13 protein-coding genes are annotated in these 16446 nt (G+C 73.6%); 9 read left to right on the top strand and 4 right to left on the bottom strand.

Annotation, left to right across the window (positions count from 1 at the left end; translation table 11 throughout):
• Positions 1 to 136: 136 nt before the first annotated feature.
• Entirely contained in the window at positions 137 to 682 is a 546-nt protein-coding gene (locus BUE44_RS14715) for an EF-hand domain-containing protein (protein ID WP_073498225.1), read from the top strand.
• Between the two features lie 45 nt (positions 683 to 727).
• Here the strand turns inward: BUE44_RS14715 and BUE44_RS14710 are convergent, their stop codons facing one another.
• Positions 728 to 1405, bottom strand: a complete 678-nt coding sequence (locus tag BUE44_RS14710; protein WP_073498223.1) for a GNAT family N-acetyltransferase — start codon at positions 1403 to 1405, stop codon at positions 728 to 730.
• Between the two features lie 149 nt (positions 1406 to 1554).
• Between BUE44_RS14710 and BUE44_RS14705 the strand changes: the two genes are divergently transcribed.
• Entirely contained in the window at positions 1555 to 2394 is an 840-nt protein-coding gene (locus tag BUE44_RS14705) for a prephenate dehydratase (protein ID WP_073498220.1), read from the top strand.
• A gap of 6 nt (positions 2395 to 2400) precedes the next feature.
• Here BUE44_RS14705 and BUE44_RS14700 read toward each other — a convergent pair whose 3' ends face one another.
• Positions 2401 to 2964, bottom strand: a complete 564-nt coding sequence (locus BUE44_RS14700) for a PRC-barrel domain-containing protein (RefSeq protein ID WP_073498218.1) — start codon at positions 2962 to 2964, stop codon at positions 2401 to 2403.
• A gap of 223 nt (positions 2965 to 3187) precedes the next feature.
• Positions 3188 to 5005 (bottom strand): ABC transporter ATP-binding protein, encoded by a 1818-nt coding sequence (locus BUE44_RS14695; RefSeq protein WP_073498216.1) that lies wholly within the window; start codon positions 5003 to 5005, stop codon positions 3188 to 3190.
• 152 nt (positions 5006 to 5157) lie between these two features.
• Here BUE44_RS14695 and BUE44_RS14690 point away from each other — a divergent pair, with 152 nt between their 5' ends.
• The 4 genes from BUE44_RS14690 (at position 5158) to BUE44_RS14675 (ending at position 9738) form a co-directional block, all read left to right on the top strand.
• A complete protein-coding gene (locus BUE44_RS14690; protein ID WP_073498214.1) occupies positions 5158 to 5772 on the top strand; it encodes a winged helix-turn-helix domain-containing protein in 615 nt (204 codons plus the stop codon).
• Positions 5769 to 7088, top strand: a complete 1320-nt coding sequence (locus tag BUE44_RS14685) for an MFS transporter (protein ID WP_073498211.1) — start codon at positions 5769 to 5771, stop codon at positions 7086 to 7088. Before BUE44_RS14690 ends, BUE44_RS14685 begins: the two co-directional genes overlap by 4 nt.
• Positions 7089 to 7204: 116 nt before the next feature.
• Positions 7205 to 8317 (top strand): MerR family transcriptional regulator, encoded by a 1113-nt coding sequence (locus tag BUE44_RS14680; RefSeq protein ID WP_407640028.1) that lies wholly within the window; start codon positions 7205 to 7207, stop codon positions 8315 to 8317.
• Between the two features lie 74 nt (positions 8318 to 8391).
• Entirely contained in the window at positions 8392 to 9738 is a 1347-nt protein-coding gene (locus BUE44_RS14675) for an MFS transporter (protein WP_073498207.1), read from the top strand.
• Here the strand turns inward: BUE44_RS14675 and BUE44_RS14670 are convergent.
• Positions 9712 to 11049: an NAD(P)/FAD-dependent oxidoreductase gene (locus BUE44_RS14670; protein ID WP_073498205.1), complete on the bottom strand. Its 1338-nt coding sequence runs from the start codon at positions 11047 to 11049 to the stop codon at positions 9712 to 9714. The genes BUE44_RS14675 and BUE44_RS14670 overlap by 27 nt on opposite strands.
• A gap of 800 nt (positions 11050 to 11849) precedes the next feature.
• Between BUE44_RS14670 and BUE44_RS14665 the strand changes: the two genes are divergently transcribed.
• The 3 genes from BUE44_RS14665 to BUE44_RS14655 all read left to right on the top strand — a co-directional run bounded on the left by BUE44_RS14665 (position 11850) and on the right by BUE44_RS14655 (position 16262).
• Positions 11850 to 13058, top strand: coding sequence for a PqqD family protein (locus BUE44_RS14665; protein WP_073498203.1), 1209 nt, complete (start codon positions 11850 to 11852; stop codon positions 13056 to 13058).
• A 5-nt stretch (positions 13059 to 13063) separates the two neighbouring features.
• On the top strand, positions 13064 to 15154 hold the full coding sequence (locus BUE44_RS14660) for a tetratricopeptide repeat protein (protein WP_073498201.1): 2091 nt from the start codon (positions 13064 to 13066) through the stop codon (positions 15152 to 15154).
• A gap of 163 nt (positions 15155 to 15317) precedes the next feature.
• A complete protein-coding gene (locus BUE44_RS14655; RefSeq protein WP_073498198.1) occupies positions 15318 to 16262 on the top strand; it encodes an aldo/keto reductase in 945 nt (314 codons plus the stop codon).
• The last annotated feature ends 184 nt before the right edge of the window (positions 16263 to 16446 follow it).

Raw genomic sequence — 16446 nt, 5'->3', positions numbered from 1 at the left:
CACGACGACCAGCACCGATACCCTCACCTCGACCGCGAGGGTGACTCCCCGCACGCATGTGCCCGTGGGCACACGGAGGCGCCCAAGCCTATCGTCACATATGCCAGGTTCGGCGTGCGACAAGGGAGGGCGCCCGATGGCCAGCGCGTTTCAGGAGCGCAAGCTCGTGGGGATGTTCGGCGCGTTCGACGCGGACGGTGACGGCTACCTGCGCGAGGAGGACTTCAGGGCGCTGGTCGCCCGCTGGAGCCGGCTCCCGGCGGTGGGGCCGGGGACGGAGCTGCGCACGCGGGTGGAGACCCTGCTGATGGGCTGGTGGGCGGCGCTGCTGGAGGCGGGTGACGCCGACGGGGACGGTGCGGTCGGTCTCGGTGAAGTGCTGCTGCTCGTGGACCGGTTGCCCTCGATGATCGCGGACGTCACCGCGACCGCCGACACCGTCTTCGACGCCGTGGACGCCAACGGCGACGGCCGCATCTCCCCGGCGGAGCACCGCACCCTGGTCGAGACCTGGAACGGCCGGTCCGTCGACATGACAGGCGTCTTCGAACTGCTCGACCTGAACGGTGACGGGCATCTCAGCCGGGAGGAATTCGCCCTGCTGTGGCGGCAGTTCTGGACCAGCGACGATCCGGTGGAGCCGGGGAACTGGCTCTGCGGCCGGTTCGCCGCCGCGGGCTGAAGGCGGCGTACTCCGCCTCGGCGGGCGCTCCGGCGGGGCGCCCGCTCACGGTGAGCCGAAGCTCGCGCTCACCATGGGTGCGTGCGTCCGCCAGCCCAGCGCCTCGTACAGCGCGCGGCCTTCCACCGTGCCGACCAGGACACCGGTGTGCGCGCCGCGCTCCAGCGCGGCATGGTGCAGCGTGCGCATCACCACCGAGCCGAGGCCCTTGCGCCGGTGCAGCGGCGACGTCGCGATCTGGTCGGCGACGGCGGTTCCGCCGGTCGGGGCGATCTGGCCGCGCGCGGCGAGCGCGCCGTCCGGCGCCGTGAGGGCCACGCGTATCACCCCGCCGCGGGTCCAGGTCCGCACGCGGTGGCCTGCGGGGACGTCGATCGGGGTGTGCCGCAGTTCCGTGGTCATCAGGAAGCCGGGAGTGCCGAGCGTCCAGCCCGGTGCGAGCCAGGAGGCGACGATGTCCTCCGCCGCGTTCGGGGCGTCGTGCGCGGTCGTCACCCGCGGCAGGAAGACCTTGAGCCAGCGGCCGGGCGCGGCACTGTCCGCGGCGAGCCCGCGTACCGTGGCCTCGTCGCCGTCGACCAGCACGTGCCGCCTCGACTGGGCGAGATTTCCGACATCGATGCTCCACCCCCAGGGCTCCGGTTCCGGGTCCGCCGCGCCGCGCGAGACGACCCATCCCTCGATCCAGGACCGCACCAGTGGCGTAAGAGACGAAGTAGGCATGGAGCCATTACATATCGAGGTCGAGCCGCTCCCCGGCATCCGGCCGGGTTCGTTGCCGCATCGTGACGGACGGCGCGGGTCGTAGAATTCCGGGAGCGCTTCCGACGGGAGGGCGAAGGCACCCGGCCGGGTGGGAAGCTGAGGTTCGCGTGGTCACGATCGCCTACCAGGGGGAGCCGGGGTCCAACTCCGCCGCTGCGACCGCCGACCTCTACCCAGGCGGTACGGGCCTGCCGTGCACCAGCTTCGAGCAGGCGCTCGACGCGGTGACGCTCGGCACCGCCGACCTCGCGGTGATCCCGGTGGACAACTCCGCCGCCGGCCGCGTCGCGGACGTGCACCACCTGCTGCCGGAGTCGGGTCTGTCCATCGTCGCCGAGCACTTCCTGCCCATCCGCTTCGACCTGGTGACCGTGCCGGACGGATCGGCCGAGCAGATCGAGTGCGTCCGCAGCCATGTGCACGCGCTGGGCCAGTGCCGCAAGATCCTCCGCGAGGGCGGCTGGCGGACGCTGGTCACGCAGGACACGGCGGGTGCCGCCCGCGAGATCGCGGAGCTGGGCGACCCCCGGCACGCCGCGCTGGCCCCGCCCGCGGCGGGCCGCTTGTACGGGCTCAAGGCGGTGCGGGCCGGCGTCGAGGACGACCCGGACAACACCACCCGCTTCGTGGTGCTGTCCCGCGATGCCGCGATGCCCGCGCACAGCGGCGAGCCGACGATGTCGAGCCTGTTCTTCTGCGTGCGCAACATCCCCAGCGCGCTGTACAAGGCGCTGGGCGGCTTCGCCAGCAACGCCGTGAACCTCACCAAGATCGAGAGCTACCAGATCGGCGCGGGACTGCACCCCAGCCGCTTCTACGTCGAGATCGAGGGCCACCCCGACGAGCCCCGGGTCGCGCTGGCCCTGGAGGAGCTGGACTTCTTCTCGTCCGAGGTTCGCCTGCTGGGTGTCTACCCGGCCCATCCGCACCGGCGCGCGGAGCACTGACCGGCCTCACCCGCGGTCCCCGCCGAAGTAGGGGGACGGGTCGGGGTCGGGCTGGGGTTCCGCGACGGACTCGCCGGGCACGTACCTGCGCAGCCGCGCGGTGCGGGCCGGGGGCTCCTCGGCGAGTTCCTTGACGTCCCGCAGGTCCGCCTCCCCCGCCACCACCGGCCACTTGGGCCGCTGGTCGCCGACGCCGGGCGCCCCCGACGCCTCGTGCGCAGGAATCGCCAGCCCGTAGTGCAAGAACAGCTCCTGCTCCTGCACGATGCCGAGGTGCTGCTCGCTGTCCATCCTGGGCGCGCTGCGCACGGCCTCGGCCGTGAAGGCCAGGTCCAGCACGCCCTCCCGGGTGTGCGCGGCACCGTCGAGCGGGGCGAAGATGTCGCCCTCGGGCCGGGCGAGGATGTCCCCGCCACTGTCGTCCTCGTCGGTGCGTACCGTCACCCACTCGGGGCCGCGCCCCATGTCGTTGACGTACACGTCGCCGACGGGGCCGATTCGCGTGCCGTCCCGGCCGTACGCGGTCAGCCGCCGGATCGCCTCCGGGTCCGCGAAGACGTCCTCGTCCATCAGCGGATCCCTCCTCTGGTCACCGGCACCACGGCCTGTGCATGGCTTACGCCTCCCGCGGCGGTTGCGGTTCCACCCTAAGCACACGGCCTGGAGGCCGCATGCGGACGGCGCGCGGGGGGAGCGGGCCGGTGGCGCGGCCCCACCCCGCGCGCTACGCCGACCGCTCGGCGGCGAGGTGCCGGCGGACGGCGGCTCGCGCATGGCGTCGGGCCGTGGCCCGTCAGCTCAGGTCGGCTCGCGCGGGGGTGGCCTCTCTGAGGAAGCCGCCCGACTGGTGGTGCCAGAGCTTGGCGTAGGGGCCCTCCGCCGCGAGCAGCTCCCGGTGGGTGCCCTGCTCCACGATCCGGCCGCGGTCCAGGACGACGAGCTGGTCCATGGTGGCGACGGTGCTGAGCCGGTGCGCCACCACCAGCGCCGTCCGCCCCTCCATCAGCCGCCACAGCGCCTCCTGGACGAGGATCTCGCTCTCGGAGTCCAGCGCGCTGGTGGCCTCGTCCAGCAGCAGGATCGGCGCGTCGCGCAGGATCGCCCGGGCCAGCGCGACCCGCTGGCGCTGCCCGCCGGACAGCTTGACACCGCGCTCGCCGACCAGCGTGTCGAAGCCGTCGGGCAGTCCGTCGGCGAAATCCACCACGTGCGCCGCCTCCGCCGCGCGGCGGATCTCCGCCTCCCCGGCGCCGGGCCGGGCGAAGGCGATGTTCTCCCGCAGGGTGCGGTGGAACATCGCCGGGTCCTGCGGCACGTAGGCCATCAGGCCGCGCAGGTCGGCCTGGCGCAGCCGGCTGATGTCCTGGCCGCCGACGAGGATGCGGCCGGCGTCGATGTCCGCCATCCGCAGCAGCAGCCGGGTGAGGGTGGTCTTGCCGCCGCCCGACCGGCCGACGAGGCCGATCCTCGTGCCGCTGGGCACCTCCAGGTCGAGGCCCTCGAAGAGCGGCTGCGCGCCCGCGTGCGAGAAGGTCACCCGCTCGAAGCGGACGTCGGCGCTCCGCACGAGCAGCGGCTCGGGCGAGGGCGGGTCGACCACGGTCGGCGGCGTCAGCAGCAGGTCGGTGAACTGCGCGGCCTCCGTGACCGAGCTCTCCATACGCCGGTAGATCTGGTTGAACTCGAACATGATCCGCGTGGCGTTGCTGTAGTACGTGAAGGCGACCACGATCGCCTCCACGCCGTGCGAGCCCCCGCCGAGGGTGACCGCGAGCAGCAGGCCCAGCCCGTTGGTCAGGACGGACATCGGCGCGACGAGTGTGTCGATGCGCAGGTTGCCGTAGTCCCACGACCGCAGGCTGAGCCGCTTGGACTCGGCGACGCGGGAGCGGTGCTCCGCTGCCTCGCGCTCCTCGGCGGCGAAGGCCCGCACCGTGTCGATGTTCATCAGGCTGTCGGCGACGTGGCCCGCCACCCGGGCGATCGCCGCCTCGCGCTGGTCGACGATCGCCTGGCGGCGGCGGATCAGCGGGGCCACGCACAGTGCCGTCAGCGCCAGCATCACCAGCAGTCCGACGACGAGCAGCGGCTGGTAGAGCCACAGCACCACGGACCCGAACAGCAGCGGCACCAGGCTGCCGATGACCGAGAACGTCAGCGTGTCCACGAACTCCTCGAACCGGGACGCGAAGCTCAGCACGCGTTTGGTGAGCGACCCGGCGAAGCTGTTCTGGAAGAACGCGGCATCCTTGGCGAACAGCTCGTCCATGCCGATCACGTACAGGTGCTCAACACCGAGCGCGTCGACCCGGTTCAGGCAGTGGAAGCCGATACGCCACAGCAGTTCCGCGAACAGCAGGACGCCCGCGAACCCCAGCACGTACGGCAGTGCCGAGCCGGCCGCGATGCCGGAGTCGTCGGCGATACGGCCGACGAGCTTCGCGACGAACAGCGGTGCGACGTAGTTGATGCCGGTAGTGCCCAGCGCGGGCAGCATCATCGCGGGCAGCGCCAACAGGCGGAGCCTGACCAGCTCCCTCCCGTAGTAGCGCAGCGCGAGGACCACGGAACCCGGTCGCGGCGCTTCGTCGCGGAAATCAGGCGATTCCATACCCACCCCCCCGAGTCGTCGAGTGTCCCGTGGCGGGACGGGCGGCGTCCAAGCGTTTTCCGGTCGGCGTCGACTTACGGCCACCGCGTGGTGCAGAGGCTTCTCTGCAAAGGGTTCTTTGCAGAGAAGCCTCTGCAAGCTACGCTGCCGCCATGTCCGACGAACCCCAAGGCACGCCGCAGCCCGGCCCGCCCGCTCGGCCCACCCGGCGAATCGACGCGCGCAGCCTGCGGGGGCTGGCCCATCCGCTGCGGATGCGCATCTTCGAGCTGCTCAGCCTGGACGGCCCCGCCACCGCCACCGGGCTCGCCGGGCGCCTCGGCGAGAACACCGGCACCGTCAGCTGGCACCTGCGGCAGCTCGCCGAGCACGGCTTCATCGAGGAGGAGACCGGCCGGGGCACGAGGCGCGAGCGCTGGTGGCGGCGGACCGGCGTCACCAACGAGCTGAACACCGCCGACTTCCGCGACGACCCGGACAGCCGGGGTGCGCTGTCGATCTACCTGCACGAGCTGCTGCAGCTCCAGTTCGGCCGGGTGGTGACCTACGTCGGCGAGGACTGGGACGACCGCTGGCGCAGCGCCGGCACCATCGCGGACTGGCGCGACCTTCGGCTGACGCCGGAGCAACTGGGCGCTCTCAACGCCGAGTTGATGGCCGTCATCGCCCGGCACACCCCTGCCGCGAGCGCCGAGCCCGACCCGGACGCCGGCCCGGTGGTCGTCCAGCTGCAGTCCTTCCCCCGCAGGGCGCGGGACACCGGATGAGCCGGGTTGCCGGCGGCGGCCTGCTGCGCCGCCACCGCGACTTCCGGCTGCTGTGGTGCGGCGAGACCGCGGGCAAGTTCGGCGCGTCGGTGACCGGGGTGGCGATGCCGCTGGTCGCCGTCTCCACCCTGCACGCCGGTACGTTCGCAGTCGCCCTGCTGAGCGCCGCGACCTGGGCCCCCTGGCTGCTGATCGGGCTGCCGGCCGGCGTCTGGGTGGACCGGCTGCCGCGCCGGCCGGTCATGCTCGCCGCCGCCGCGGTCTCCGTCGTGCTCTTCGCGGCCCTGCCGGTGGCGGCGTGGTGCGGCGGGCTGAGCATCGGGCTGCTGCTGGCCGTCGCCCTCTTGACGGGCACGGCGGCGGTCTTCTTCCAGACCGCCTACAGCGCCTATCTCCCCACGGTGGTGGCACCGGACGACCAGGCCGAGGGCAATGCGAAGCTGCACGGCAGCGCGTCGGCCGCGCAGATCGCCGGGCTCGGCTCCGGCGGTCTGATCGTGCAGGTGGCGGGCGCCGTGAACGCGATGTTCGCGAACGCCGGGACCTTCCTGGTGTCGCTGGTGTGCCTGGCGGGCATCCGGCACCGCGAGCCGCCGCCGGCCGCCGGAGTCCGCCCGCGGTCCCTGGCCGGGGAGGTCGGCGAGGGGCTGCGGCTGATCGCCGGCGACTCGTGGCTGCGTACGCTGACGCTCTTCGGGGCCGCCTCCAATCTGGCCCTGATGGGATACCAGTCGATACAGGTGGTCTTCCTGGTCCGCGATGTGGGCCTCGCCCCGGGCACGGTCGGCGCGCTCATCGCGGCGACGAGCGCGGGCGGCGTCGCCGGGGCCCTCACGGCCCGCCGGGTCGCCGGCCGGATCGGTTCGGCGCGTGCGACGCTGCTGTTCGAACTGGGCCTGGCCGTCCCCGCCGTGCTCATCCCGCTGACCGGCGGCGGCGCCGGGGTGCTGCTCTTCGTGACCGGTGGCTTCTGCGTCGCCGCGGGCGTCGTGGCCGGCAACATCATCAAGGCGGGCTTCCAGCAGCGCTACTGCCCACCGGAACTGCTCGGCCGCCTCACCGCGAGCGCGGCCTTCCTCGGCTACGGGACGCTCCCGCTCGGGGCGCTGCTGGGCGGCGCGCTCGGAACGGCGCTCGGGCTGCGCACCGCCATGGCGGTCACCGCGGCGGGGGTCCCGCTCGCCGCGGCCATCCTGCTGTTCTCGCCGGTCCGGCGCTCGCGTGACCTGCCGGCCTACCGCCGGGGGACGGCGGACGCGGCCGGCCGCCCGGACCGGGCGCACGTCCCGGACGCGCCCGCCCCGGGTGGCGAGTGACGCTCCCCGGCCGGGACAGGCCGTCGACCGCGGCGGCCGGCGGGGGTTGACCTTCACCTTGGGGGAAGCGGCAGCCTTGCCGGCAGCGGTCATGGTGGCCGGGACGAGGAGGAGTGGTGCGGCGGTTGCTGACGATCGGGGCGTTCGCGCGGGCCGCACGGCTGTCGCCGAAGGCGTTGCGGCACTACGACGAGTCGGGTCTGCTGCAACCGGCCTCGGTGGACGGCGAGTCGGGATACCGCTACTACGACCCGGCGCAGTTGGAGCGGGCCCGGCTGATCGCCTGGCTGCGGCGCCTGGGCATGCCGCTGGCGCGTATCCGCCGCGTCTGCGACCTGCCGGCGGCCGCGGCGGCCGAGGAGATCAGCGGCTACTGGGAGCAGGTGCTGGCGGAGACCGCCGCACGCGAGCGGCTGGCCGGCTTCCTGGTCGACTACCTTGCGGGCAGCGGCGGTTCCGTCGAGGCGGCCCCCGCGGTGCTGGGCCTGCGCTACGCCGCCAGGTCGGAGTCGGGGCTGCTGCGCACCAGCAACGAGGACACCGCCTACGCCGGTCCCCGGCTGCTGGCGGTGGCCGACGGGGTCCGCGGCGCCGGCGGCGACCGCGCCAGCGCGGCGGCCGTCGCCGCGCTCAGACCGCTGGAGGCCCGGCCCGTACCGGCCGGTGACCTGCTCGGCGCGCTCGCCGACGCGGTGGGGGCGGCGGAGCGGACGATCGCGGAGATCGCGGCATCGACGGACACGGGTACGGCGGCGACCACGCTGACCGCCCTGCTGTGGTCGGGCTCCCGGCTCGCGCTGGTGCACATCGGCGACACCCGGGCGTATCTCGTACGGGGCGGGGAGCTGTTCCGGATCACCCACGACCACACCTATGTGCAGTCCCTCGTGGACGAGGGCAGGCTGACGGCCGAGGAGGCCGCCTCCCACCCGCAACGGGCTCTGTTGCTGCGGGCGTTGAGCGGCACCGGCGCGGACCGCCCCGATCTGTCGCTGCACGAGGCGGCGGCCGGTGACCGCTACCTGCTGTGCTCCGACGGCCTGTCCGCCGTCGTCCCCGACCGCGTGCTGCACGAGGTGCTGAGCGGGCCCGGCGGTCCGCGGCAGGTGCTGGACGAGCTGCTCGCGCGGGCGTACGCCGCCGGTGCGCCCGACAACGTCGCCTGCGCGGTGGCCGAGGTGGTCGGGCTGGGAGAGGCGACCGCGCCGGACGGCGGGACAGGGCGGTGAGCGGGTGCGCGGAGGGTGGCGGGCCGGCGGCTCGCCGCGGTCGTTCGGGGCGCCGCTCACCGGGTGCCTACGCGGTGGACCGGCGCCCGCTGGCCATTCCCGCCTACCGGCGGCTGTGGCTGGCCTCGGCGGTGGGCGCGGTGGGCGGGTCCTTCAGCGTGGTGGCGATCCCCGCGCAGCTCTTCGCGGTGACCGGTTCGTCGGCGGCGGTCGGCGCGTCCGCCGCGGTGTCGCTGGTCGCACTGGTCGCGGCGGCGCTATGGACGGGCGCGGTGGCGGACGCCAGGGACCGGCGGACGGTGCTGCTGGCCGCGCACTGCGGCCTGGCGCTGACGTATACGGGCCTGTGGGCCCAGGCGGCGCTGGGCCGGCGCTCGGTTCCCGTCCTGCTGGTGCTGGTGGCCTGCCAGGGGCTGACCCTGGGCGCGGTCATGACGACGATGGGTGCCGCGGTGCCGCGCCTCGTCCCCGCCGGGCTGCTGCCGGCGGCCAACAGCCTCAGCTCACTGGTCCGTTACGCCGGGTCAATCCTGGGCCCCGTCCTGGCCGGCGCGCTGATCCCGCTGGTGGGACTCGGCACGCTGTATCTGTGCGACGCCGTCGCGCTGCTCGCCGTGGTGTGGGCCGTCGTCAGGCTGCCACCGCTGCCGCCCCGCCCCGGCCCTGCCCGCTCCACGCCGGGCCGGGTGCTGGCGGGCTTCCGGTACGTGGCGGGCAGCCGCCTGCTCGTGGCGGTGCTCGCGGTGGATCTGGCGGCGATGGTCTTCGGCATGCCGGTGGCCCTCTTCCCGGAGCTGGCCCGGCACACCTACGGCGGCCCGGCCGGAGGCGGCACCACGCTCGGCCTGCTCTACGCGGCCTACCCCGCAGGTGTCTTCGCCATCGGCCTGGCCTCCGGCACCTTCACCCGCGCCACCCGCCACGGCGCCCTGCTGGCGGTGGCCGCGACGGCGTGGGGCGCCGGGGTCGTGCTGCTCGGCCTGGCCTCCCGCCTGTGGCTCGCGCTGACCGCCCTGGTGCTCGGCGGCGCGGTCAACTTCGTCCTGAGCACCTTCCGCAACGCCCTCACCCAGGCACTCGGCGACGACGCGCTGCGCGGCCGTGTCCAGGGCTCGCTGACGGTCGTCACCATCGGCGGCCCCCAGGTCGGCAACCTCCTGCACGGTGCCGCGGGTTCCGCCTTCGGCGCGCGCCCGGTGATCTGCGCCGGCGGCCTGCTCACGACGCTGACGGTGCTCGCGATCGTCTGGCGGGTCCCGGGACTGCGCCGCTACACGGCGACGGCACCCTCCCCGCGACCGGCCGCCACGAGCACGGCTGCCGTATCGCCGCCCGGGCCGGGAGCGGTGGTGGGGGAATCCAACGGGACGTGCCCTCGCGCGGAACCGCCGAGGTCAGGTGCGGCGGCGGGCGGTGCGTAGCGCGACGCGGGGGGCCAGTAGGGTCTCGGGGCGGCGGTTGAGCGAGAGCACCGCGAAGAAGGCCTCGGACACCACCGGGTCGGTGTTGGCCGCGACCAGCACCCGGGACAGGTAGTCCTGCTGCATCCGGGCCAGCGGACCCGGCGGCGGACCGTCGGTGCCCGGATAGCGGGAGTCCTCGCCCGTGGCGATCATCCAGGCCGCCCGCGGGCACCTGGCGACGGCCTTCTGCGCCGCGCGCGCCCGAGCGGCGATCTCCCCCGGTGCGCGCCCCGCGACCTTGGCGGCGAGCGCCTGCGCCTGGAGCGCGGCCACCGTCATGCCGTGGCCGTAGACCGGGTTGAACCGGCACAGGGCGTCGCCGGTCACCAGGAGCCCGCGCGGCCAGCGCTTCGCGCGCTCGAAGTGCGTCCACTCGTTCGCGGTCGCCCGGAAGGCCACCGGGTCCGACAGCGGCTCCGCGCCCCTGAGGGCCGCGGACAGCTCGCCGGAGCGCAGCGACGACGCGAAGTCGAGCCAGGCCCGCTCCTCGACCGGCGGCTGGTGCTCGCCCTGCCCGATCAGGGTGACCAGCCACCTCTCGCGGTCGACCGGGACGATCACCCCGCCGCGCGGCAGGTCGGCGTTGCCCTGGAGGTAGATCGCCCTCCAGTCCGGCTCGGCGGCCGGGCGCCGGTAGTAGCGGGAGGCGTAGCCGAGATGCGCGTCGATCCGCTCCGCGGCGGGAGGGGCGTATCCGAGTCGGAGCAGCCAGTCCGCGGTGCGGGAGCCGCGCCCGGTGGCGACCACCACCAGGGCCGCCCGGAGCGTGAACTCCCGCCCCGCTCCGCCGCGTTCGCGCAGCCGCACGCCGCCTACCGCGTCCTCGCCCGGCACCGGGTCGAGTCCGGTGGCCTCATGGCGGCCCAGCACCGTGACCACGGGCGAGGCGGCGACCCTGCGCCGCAGCACGGACTCCAGCACCTCGCGGGACACGGACAGGTAGCCGGTGCCCCGGACGCCCGCGAACCAGCCGGCCGGCGACAGCCAGCGCATCTGGTCGGGGGCGCCGATGACGGCCGCCCCGGCCTCTTCGAGGTCCGCGCCGACGCCGGGCAGCAGCTCGTTCAGCGCCCGCAGGCCGCGCGACCACAGGATGTGCACATGTCTCGACTGCGGTACGCCCGCCCGGAATCCGGCCGCCCCGCCGGTGAGCGCGTCCCGCTCGACCAGCGTCACGCGCCCGAAGCTGCGCGCCAGCACGTGAGCGGCGAGCAGCCCGGCCACCCCGGCGCCCACCACCACCGCGTGGGCCGACCCGTCCTCCGCCAAGGCACGCCCCCTCTCCCATATCGTCTCTCCGCACTGTTTCGCACCCTTTGAACGGCTAACAGGGCGCAGACACCCGGCGCTCAGGGCATCCGGCGGGGCGCACGACCGCGCCGGGCGCCGTGTCCACCAGTCGGGCAGCAGGGCGGGACGAATCGCCGTATCTGGCCGGAAAGGCAGGGGACGCCCGGCCGGTGTCGCGGCGCCGGCCGCCCCGGGCGCCTCTCCGACCGCGCGCCGCGTACCGCATCTGCGTGACGGCACCTCCGCAGGCATCCCGCCGCCCGGGGCACCTTTGCGCGGTACCGGGGCACAGGAGGCTGCTGTTCCGCATGGGTCGGGGCCGCCGGACGGATTTCGCGGGGAGCACGAAAAGCAAGTCGGCCTTTTCGGTCGATCCGGCCGTGTCCGGCGCACGCGCCGACAGTGACCTGCGGCGCGCACCGCGCATGGTCTGTTCAGCGTATTTCTTTCACCGGTCGGCCCGTCGAACACCCCCTTGACCGGTTGTCCGGGCGCGACGAAATTTGTCGCGTCGACCACTCGGCCGGCGTTCTCTTTTCCTTTCCCAGGAGGTTCTCGATGAAGTCGACCGTGGCAATGAAGCGCGTCGGTAAGAAGATCACCGTGCGCAAGACCGGTGACGTCCGCCTCACCTCGGCCGCGTGTCAGTGCCCGTACACCGTGGCCGCCTGACCCGTCCGGCACAGCGCTGTCCTGTCGGGGCCCCTCGCGGGCCCCGGCGGTTCCTTTGTCGAACGGCGAACGGCCTGTGACGGGCAGGGTGGGGAGGTGATCGGGCCATGAGCGGACCAACGCTTGCCGTACACCAGTTGAGCTTCGTGCCCGAGGGCGACGACGTGCTGGTGGGGCGGGTCGAGACCGGGTCGTACGCGGTCTTCCCCGCCGACGGGGCGGAACTGCTCAGGCAGTTGGCGGCGGGGCTGCCGCTGGAACAGGCCGCCCGGTGGTACGAGGAGGCCTTCGACGAGCCGGTCGACGTCGAGGACTTCGTCGACACCCTCCAGGAACTGGGGTTCCTCAAGGAGCACGGCGGCGACGAGCCGTCCGCGGAGCCGGCCGCGCCGGCTCCGGTACGCCACCAGGCCCTCGGGCGCGCGCTGTTCGGCACCCCGGCCTGGATCCTTTACGCCCTGTCGTTCACCGCGTGGGCGGTGGTGTGCGTGCGCCATCCCGACCTGCTGCCACACCCGTCGCAGATCTTCTTCGTCAAGTCCCTGCTGATCGTGCAGGCGGTGATCACCTTCGGGCAGATCCCGCTGATCCTGGCGCACGAGGGCTACCACGTGCTGGCCGGCCGGCGGCTGGGGCTGCCGTCGTCGCTGCGGCTCAGCAACCGGTTGACGTACATCGTGGCCGAGACGCAGCTCAACGGCCTGATGAGCGTCCCGCGGCGGCGCCGCTACCTGCCGTTCCTGTCCGGGATGGTCTGCGACGCCGTGGTCTTCGCGCTGCTGGGCCTGGCCGCGCAGCTGGCGCGGCAGCCGGGCGGCGACCTGTCGGTCACCTCCAGGGTGTGCCTGGCGCTGGCCTTCACCGTGGCGCTGCGCTTCGCCTGGCAGTTCCAGCTCTATCTGCGGACCGACCTCTTCTACGTCCTGGCGACCGCCATGAAGTGCCACGACCTGCACGACGCCAGCAAGGCCGTCATGAGGAACCGCCTGTGGCGGCTGCTGCGCATGCCGCACCGGACGGTCGACCTGTCCCGGTGGACCGATCGCGACCGGAAGGTCGGCGGCTATTACGGGCCATTTCTGGTGATCGGCGTCTGCGCTTTCATCGGGCTGACGCTTTTCGCCAGCATTCCCGTCGGAATCCGTTACTTCACCGTGGCGGGGGAGGCCATCGGGGCGCGGAAAATCGACGCGCATTTCTGGGATTCGGTCCTGTCGCTCGGTTTCAACATCGCACAGGTCGTGACGCTCATCGTGCTGGCCCGCGGGAAGCGCCGGCAGGGCGCACCACGGCAGCCGGCACCCAGCGAGAGGTGACAGCCATGGCAGCACACCGCAGGATCGTCGGGGACAGCCGCGCCACCCGGTCGGCCGCCGCCACCGCGGACGGCTCCGCCCCCCTGGTGGCCCGCTGCCACCAGCGGCTGCGCGGCCCCTACACGGGCGTCGACACCGTACTGGCCGCCGTGCTGCCGCGGGCACGCCGGCAGTGGCCGGACCTGGTCGAGCGGCACCGGGTGGAGATCCTCTACGGCATGCCGGAGTTGCAGGACCTGATCGGCCCGGCGCCCAGGACGCTCGCCTCCGAGTCGCCGTTCGAGCAGCGCACCCGCTTCTTCGGGTCCGGCATGATCCGGTGCATGAGCCAGGGCGTCGTCACCTTCCTGCTGGAGTACGCGGGCCGGCTGCGGCACCTGGGCGAGCCCGCGCCGTATCTGTTCTTCGACGAGGCGCACCGGGCCGAGCCGACGACCCGGGAGTTCCTGGCGCTGCTGGTCCGCCGGGCGGATCCCGAACTGCTGCTCGTCGCGGTCGGCGAGGCGGACGCGGCGGACGCCGACGACGAGCTGGCGGACGTCCTGGCATCCCGTACGGTGACCCTCGTCGCGGCCGGCGGCCAACCTGCCGCGACCGGCGGGCGCACCGAAGCCGAACTGGCCGCCGCGTACGTGGAGGCGGACGGCACCAGCGACGACCCGGCGCAGGAGAGCGCCTACCGCGCGGCGGCCGAGCGCGACCCGGACGGCGTACGGCGGCTGCACGACGCGCGCGCCGCGGAGCTGGCGCCCGGCGCGGGGCCGCGCACCCTGCTGGGCGCGGTCGCCCACCACCGCGAGCGCGGCACCGACCCGGGCGGCGCCGGACGCCGCGCCCTGCGCGAGGCGCTGACCTTCGCGGTGAACGTCGGCTTCTCCGCCCAGGTGGTGGACCTCGGCCGGCGCGGCCGGGCCGTGACCGACCCGGTGCACGAGTGGCGCGACTACTGGGAGTTCACCCAGCAGGCGGCGGCCGCGTGCATCCCGATCGGGCGCCTCCAGGAGTCCCTCGACCTCTACCACGACCTGCTGGAGCGCTACACCGACCCCAAAGTGCACATGATGACCAGCTACGCGATCGCCATGCTGCACACCCGCTTCCTGACGCCGCGCGACCACGACCTCGCGCTGCGCTGGCAGAACAACGCGGTCGCCATCGCGGGCGTCCTGCCCGATCCCGGCGAGCGCCGCACCTTCACCGTCTTCCACCGCAACGGGCTGGCGCTGATCGAGATGCACCGGCGCAACCTCGGCCGGGCCCTGGAGCTGATCGAGTCCGGCATCGCCTGGCTGGACGCCGAGTTGGACCCGACGCAGTGGCAACTGCACCGCTCGCAGCTGCTGTACAACCGCGCCCGGCTGCTCGCCGCGACCGGGCGTGGCGACGAGGCCTTCCGGGACTACTCGACCCTGGTGGACCTCGACCCGTACTACACCGACTACCTGTCCGAGCGGGCTCGTGTCCTCCGCGACAGCGGCGACCTGGAAGGCGCGCTGGCCGACTACGACCGGGCCGTGGACCTGGCCCCGCCCTTCCCCGAGCTGTTCTACAACCGCGGCACCGCCCGCGCGGACGCCGGTGACGCCGCCGGCGCGCTGGCGGACTTCGGCTACGTCCTGGACATGGAGCCCGACGACCTGGACACGCTGCTGGCCCGGGCCGAACTGCTGCTCGCCGAAGGCGACATCGAGGCGGCCGAGCGGGACATCGCCACCGGGCTGCGCGCCCGCCCCGGCGAGCCGCGGCTGGTCTGCATGCAGGGCACCGCGGAACTCCAGCGCGGCCGCTACGCCGACGCAGTCAGCCACTTCGACGCGGCGCTGGCCGCCGACCCGGGCTATCCGGCCGCCCTGATCAACCGGGCCGTCGCCCATTTCCAGCAGGACCGCCCGAGCGCCGCGCTGGACGACCTGACCGCCGCGCTGGCCCTGGTGGGTGACGACCCCGACCTGCTGCTCAACCGCGGCATCGCGCACCAGGCGCAGGGCGACACCGCCCTGGCGCTGGCCGACTTCGACCGGGCCCTGCAACTGCCGGGCGCCGACCTCGACGAGCTGCGCCACCAGCGCGATCTGTGCGCCGCGTCGTCCGGATGACGCCGTCACGAGCAGATCGTCACTACAGGTGACCACCGTTCACCCATGAGGCGGGCGGCGGCGCCGATACGGAGGGCGGGGTCGGGGCGCGTCGCCACAGGCGGCAGGTCCTCCTGGCCCGCGGAGCGGAATACATGATCGGCTGCAGGTGTTGGCACCCTTCATGACTTCTCTGCGCAAACTCGGCTCATCCGACCTCGAGGTCTTCCCGCTCGCCCTCGGCGGCAACGTCTTCGGCTGGACCGCCGACGAGAAGACGTCGTTCGCCGTGCTGGACGCCTACGCGGCCGCCGGCGGGAACTTCGTCGACACCGCCGACGCGTACTCCGCCTGGATCGAGGGCAACGAAGGCGGTGAGTCGGAGACGATCATCGGCAGGTGGACCAAGGCCCGCGGCAACCGGTCCGACATCGTCATCGCCACCAAGGTCAGCCAGCACCCCGACTTCCAGGGCCTGTCCGCGGCCACCATCAAGGCCGCCGCCGACGCGTCGCTGCACCGGCTCGGCACCGACTACATCGACCTCTACTACACGCACTTCGACAAGCCCGAGGTGCCGGTCGAGGAGATCGTCGGCGCGCTCGACGAGCTGGTCAAGGCGGGCAAGGTCCGGCACGTCGCCGCCTCCAACATCACCCCGGAGCGGCTCGGCGCCTCGCTGGACTTCGCCGACCGCGAGGGCCTGGCCAGGTACGTGGCCCTCCAGCCGCACTACAACCTGGTCTCCCGCGACACCTACGAGGGCGCGCTGCAGGACCTCGCCGCCCGTGAGGGCCTGGCGGGCGTTCCCTACTTCGCCCTCGCGTCCGGCTTCCTCACCGGCAAGTACCGACCCGGCGCCACCACGCAGAGCGCCCGCGCCGGCTCCGCGGCCAAGCACCTGGAATCCGAGCGCGGCCTGCGGGTCCTGACGGCCCTGGACGAGATCGCCGCCGCCCACGGGGCCCCCGTCGCCACCGTCGCCCTCGCCTGGCTGGCCGCCCAGCCGACGATCGCCGCGCCCATCGCCTCCGCCCGTACCGTCGAGCAGCTGCCGGCGCTGCTGGGGGTGGCGGACCTGACCCTGACGGACGGGGAAGTGGCCCGCCTGACGGAGGCGTCCGCCTGACCCGGCGGCGGTAGGCGACCCGAGGCCCGGCGCTCTCGCCGGGCCTCTCGCATCCCCTCCGACAAGTCCTGAATGAACTCATCCGGGACGTGCACGCGCACGGCCGCACCCGGCGCGGCCGATCGGGTGACCGCAGGGGGTGGCGGCGGCCGCGGCGGAGCGGCAGATGGTCCGCTGGCCGCGT

The sequence above is a fragment of the Actinacidiphila paucisporea genome, assembly GCF_900142575.1.
GTDB lineage: Bacteria > Actinomycetota > Actinomycetes > Streptomycetales > Streptomycetaceae > Actinacidiphila > Actinacidiphila paucisporea.
This window is presented reverse-complemented; position numbering and strand designations above follow the sequence as displayed.

Excerpts from the sequence above, each read along its gene's own strand:
- BUE44_RS14715 (WP_073498225.1), top strand. The coding sequence starts at position 137 with ATGGCCAGCGCGTTTCAGGAGCGCAAGCTCGTGGGGATGTTCGGCGCG.
- BUE44_RS14710 (WP_073498223.1), bottom strand. The coding sequence starts at position 1,405 with ATGCCTACTTCGTCTCTTACGCCACTGGTGCGGTCCTGGATCGAGGGA.
- BUE44_RS14700 (WP_073498218.1), bottom strand. The coding sequence starts at position 2,964 with ATGGACGAGGACGTCTTCGCGGACCCGGAGGCGATCCGGCGGCTGACC.
- BUE44_RS14695 (WP_073498216.1), bottom strand. The coding sequence starts at position 5,005 with ATGGAATCGCCTGATTTCCGCGACGAAGCGCCGCGACCGGGTTCCGTG.
- BUE44_RS14690 (WP_073498214.1), top strand. The coding sequence starts at position 5,158 with ATGTCCGACGAACCCCAAGGCACGCCGCAGCCCGGCCCGCCCGCTCGG.
- BUE44_RS14685 (WP_073498211.1), top strand. The coding sequence starts at position 5,769 with ATGAGCCGGGTTGCCGGCGGCGGCCTGCTGCGCCGCCACCGCGACTTC.
- BUE44_RS14665 (WP_073498203.1), top strand. The coding sequence starts at position 11,850 with ATGAGCGGACCAACGCTTGCCGTACACCAGTTGAGCTTCGTGCCCGAG.
- BUE44_RS14660 (WP_073498201.1), top strand. The coding sequence starts at position 13,064 with ATGGCAGCACACCGCAGGATCGTCGGGGACAGCCGCGCCACCCGGTCG.
- BUE44_RS14655 (WP_073498198.1), top strand. The coding sequence starts at position 15,318 with ATGACTTCTCTGCGCAAACTCGGCTCATCCGACCTCGAGGTCTTCCCG.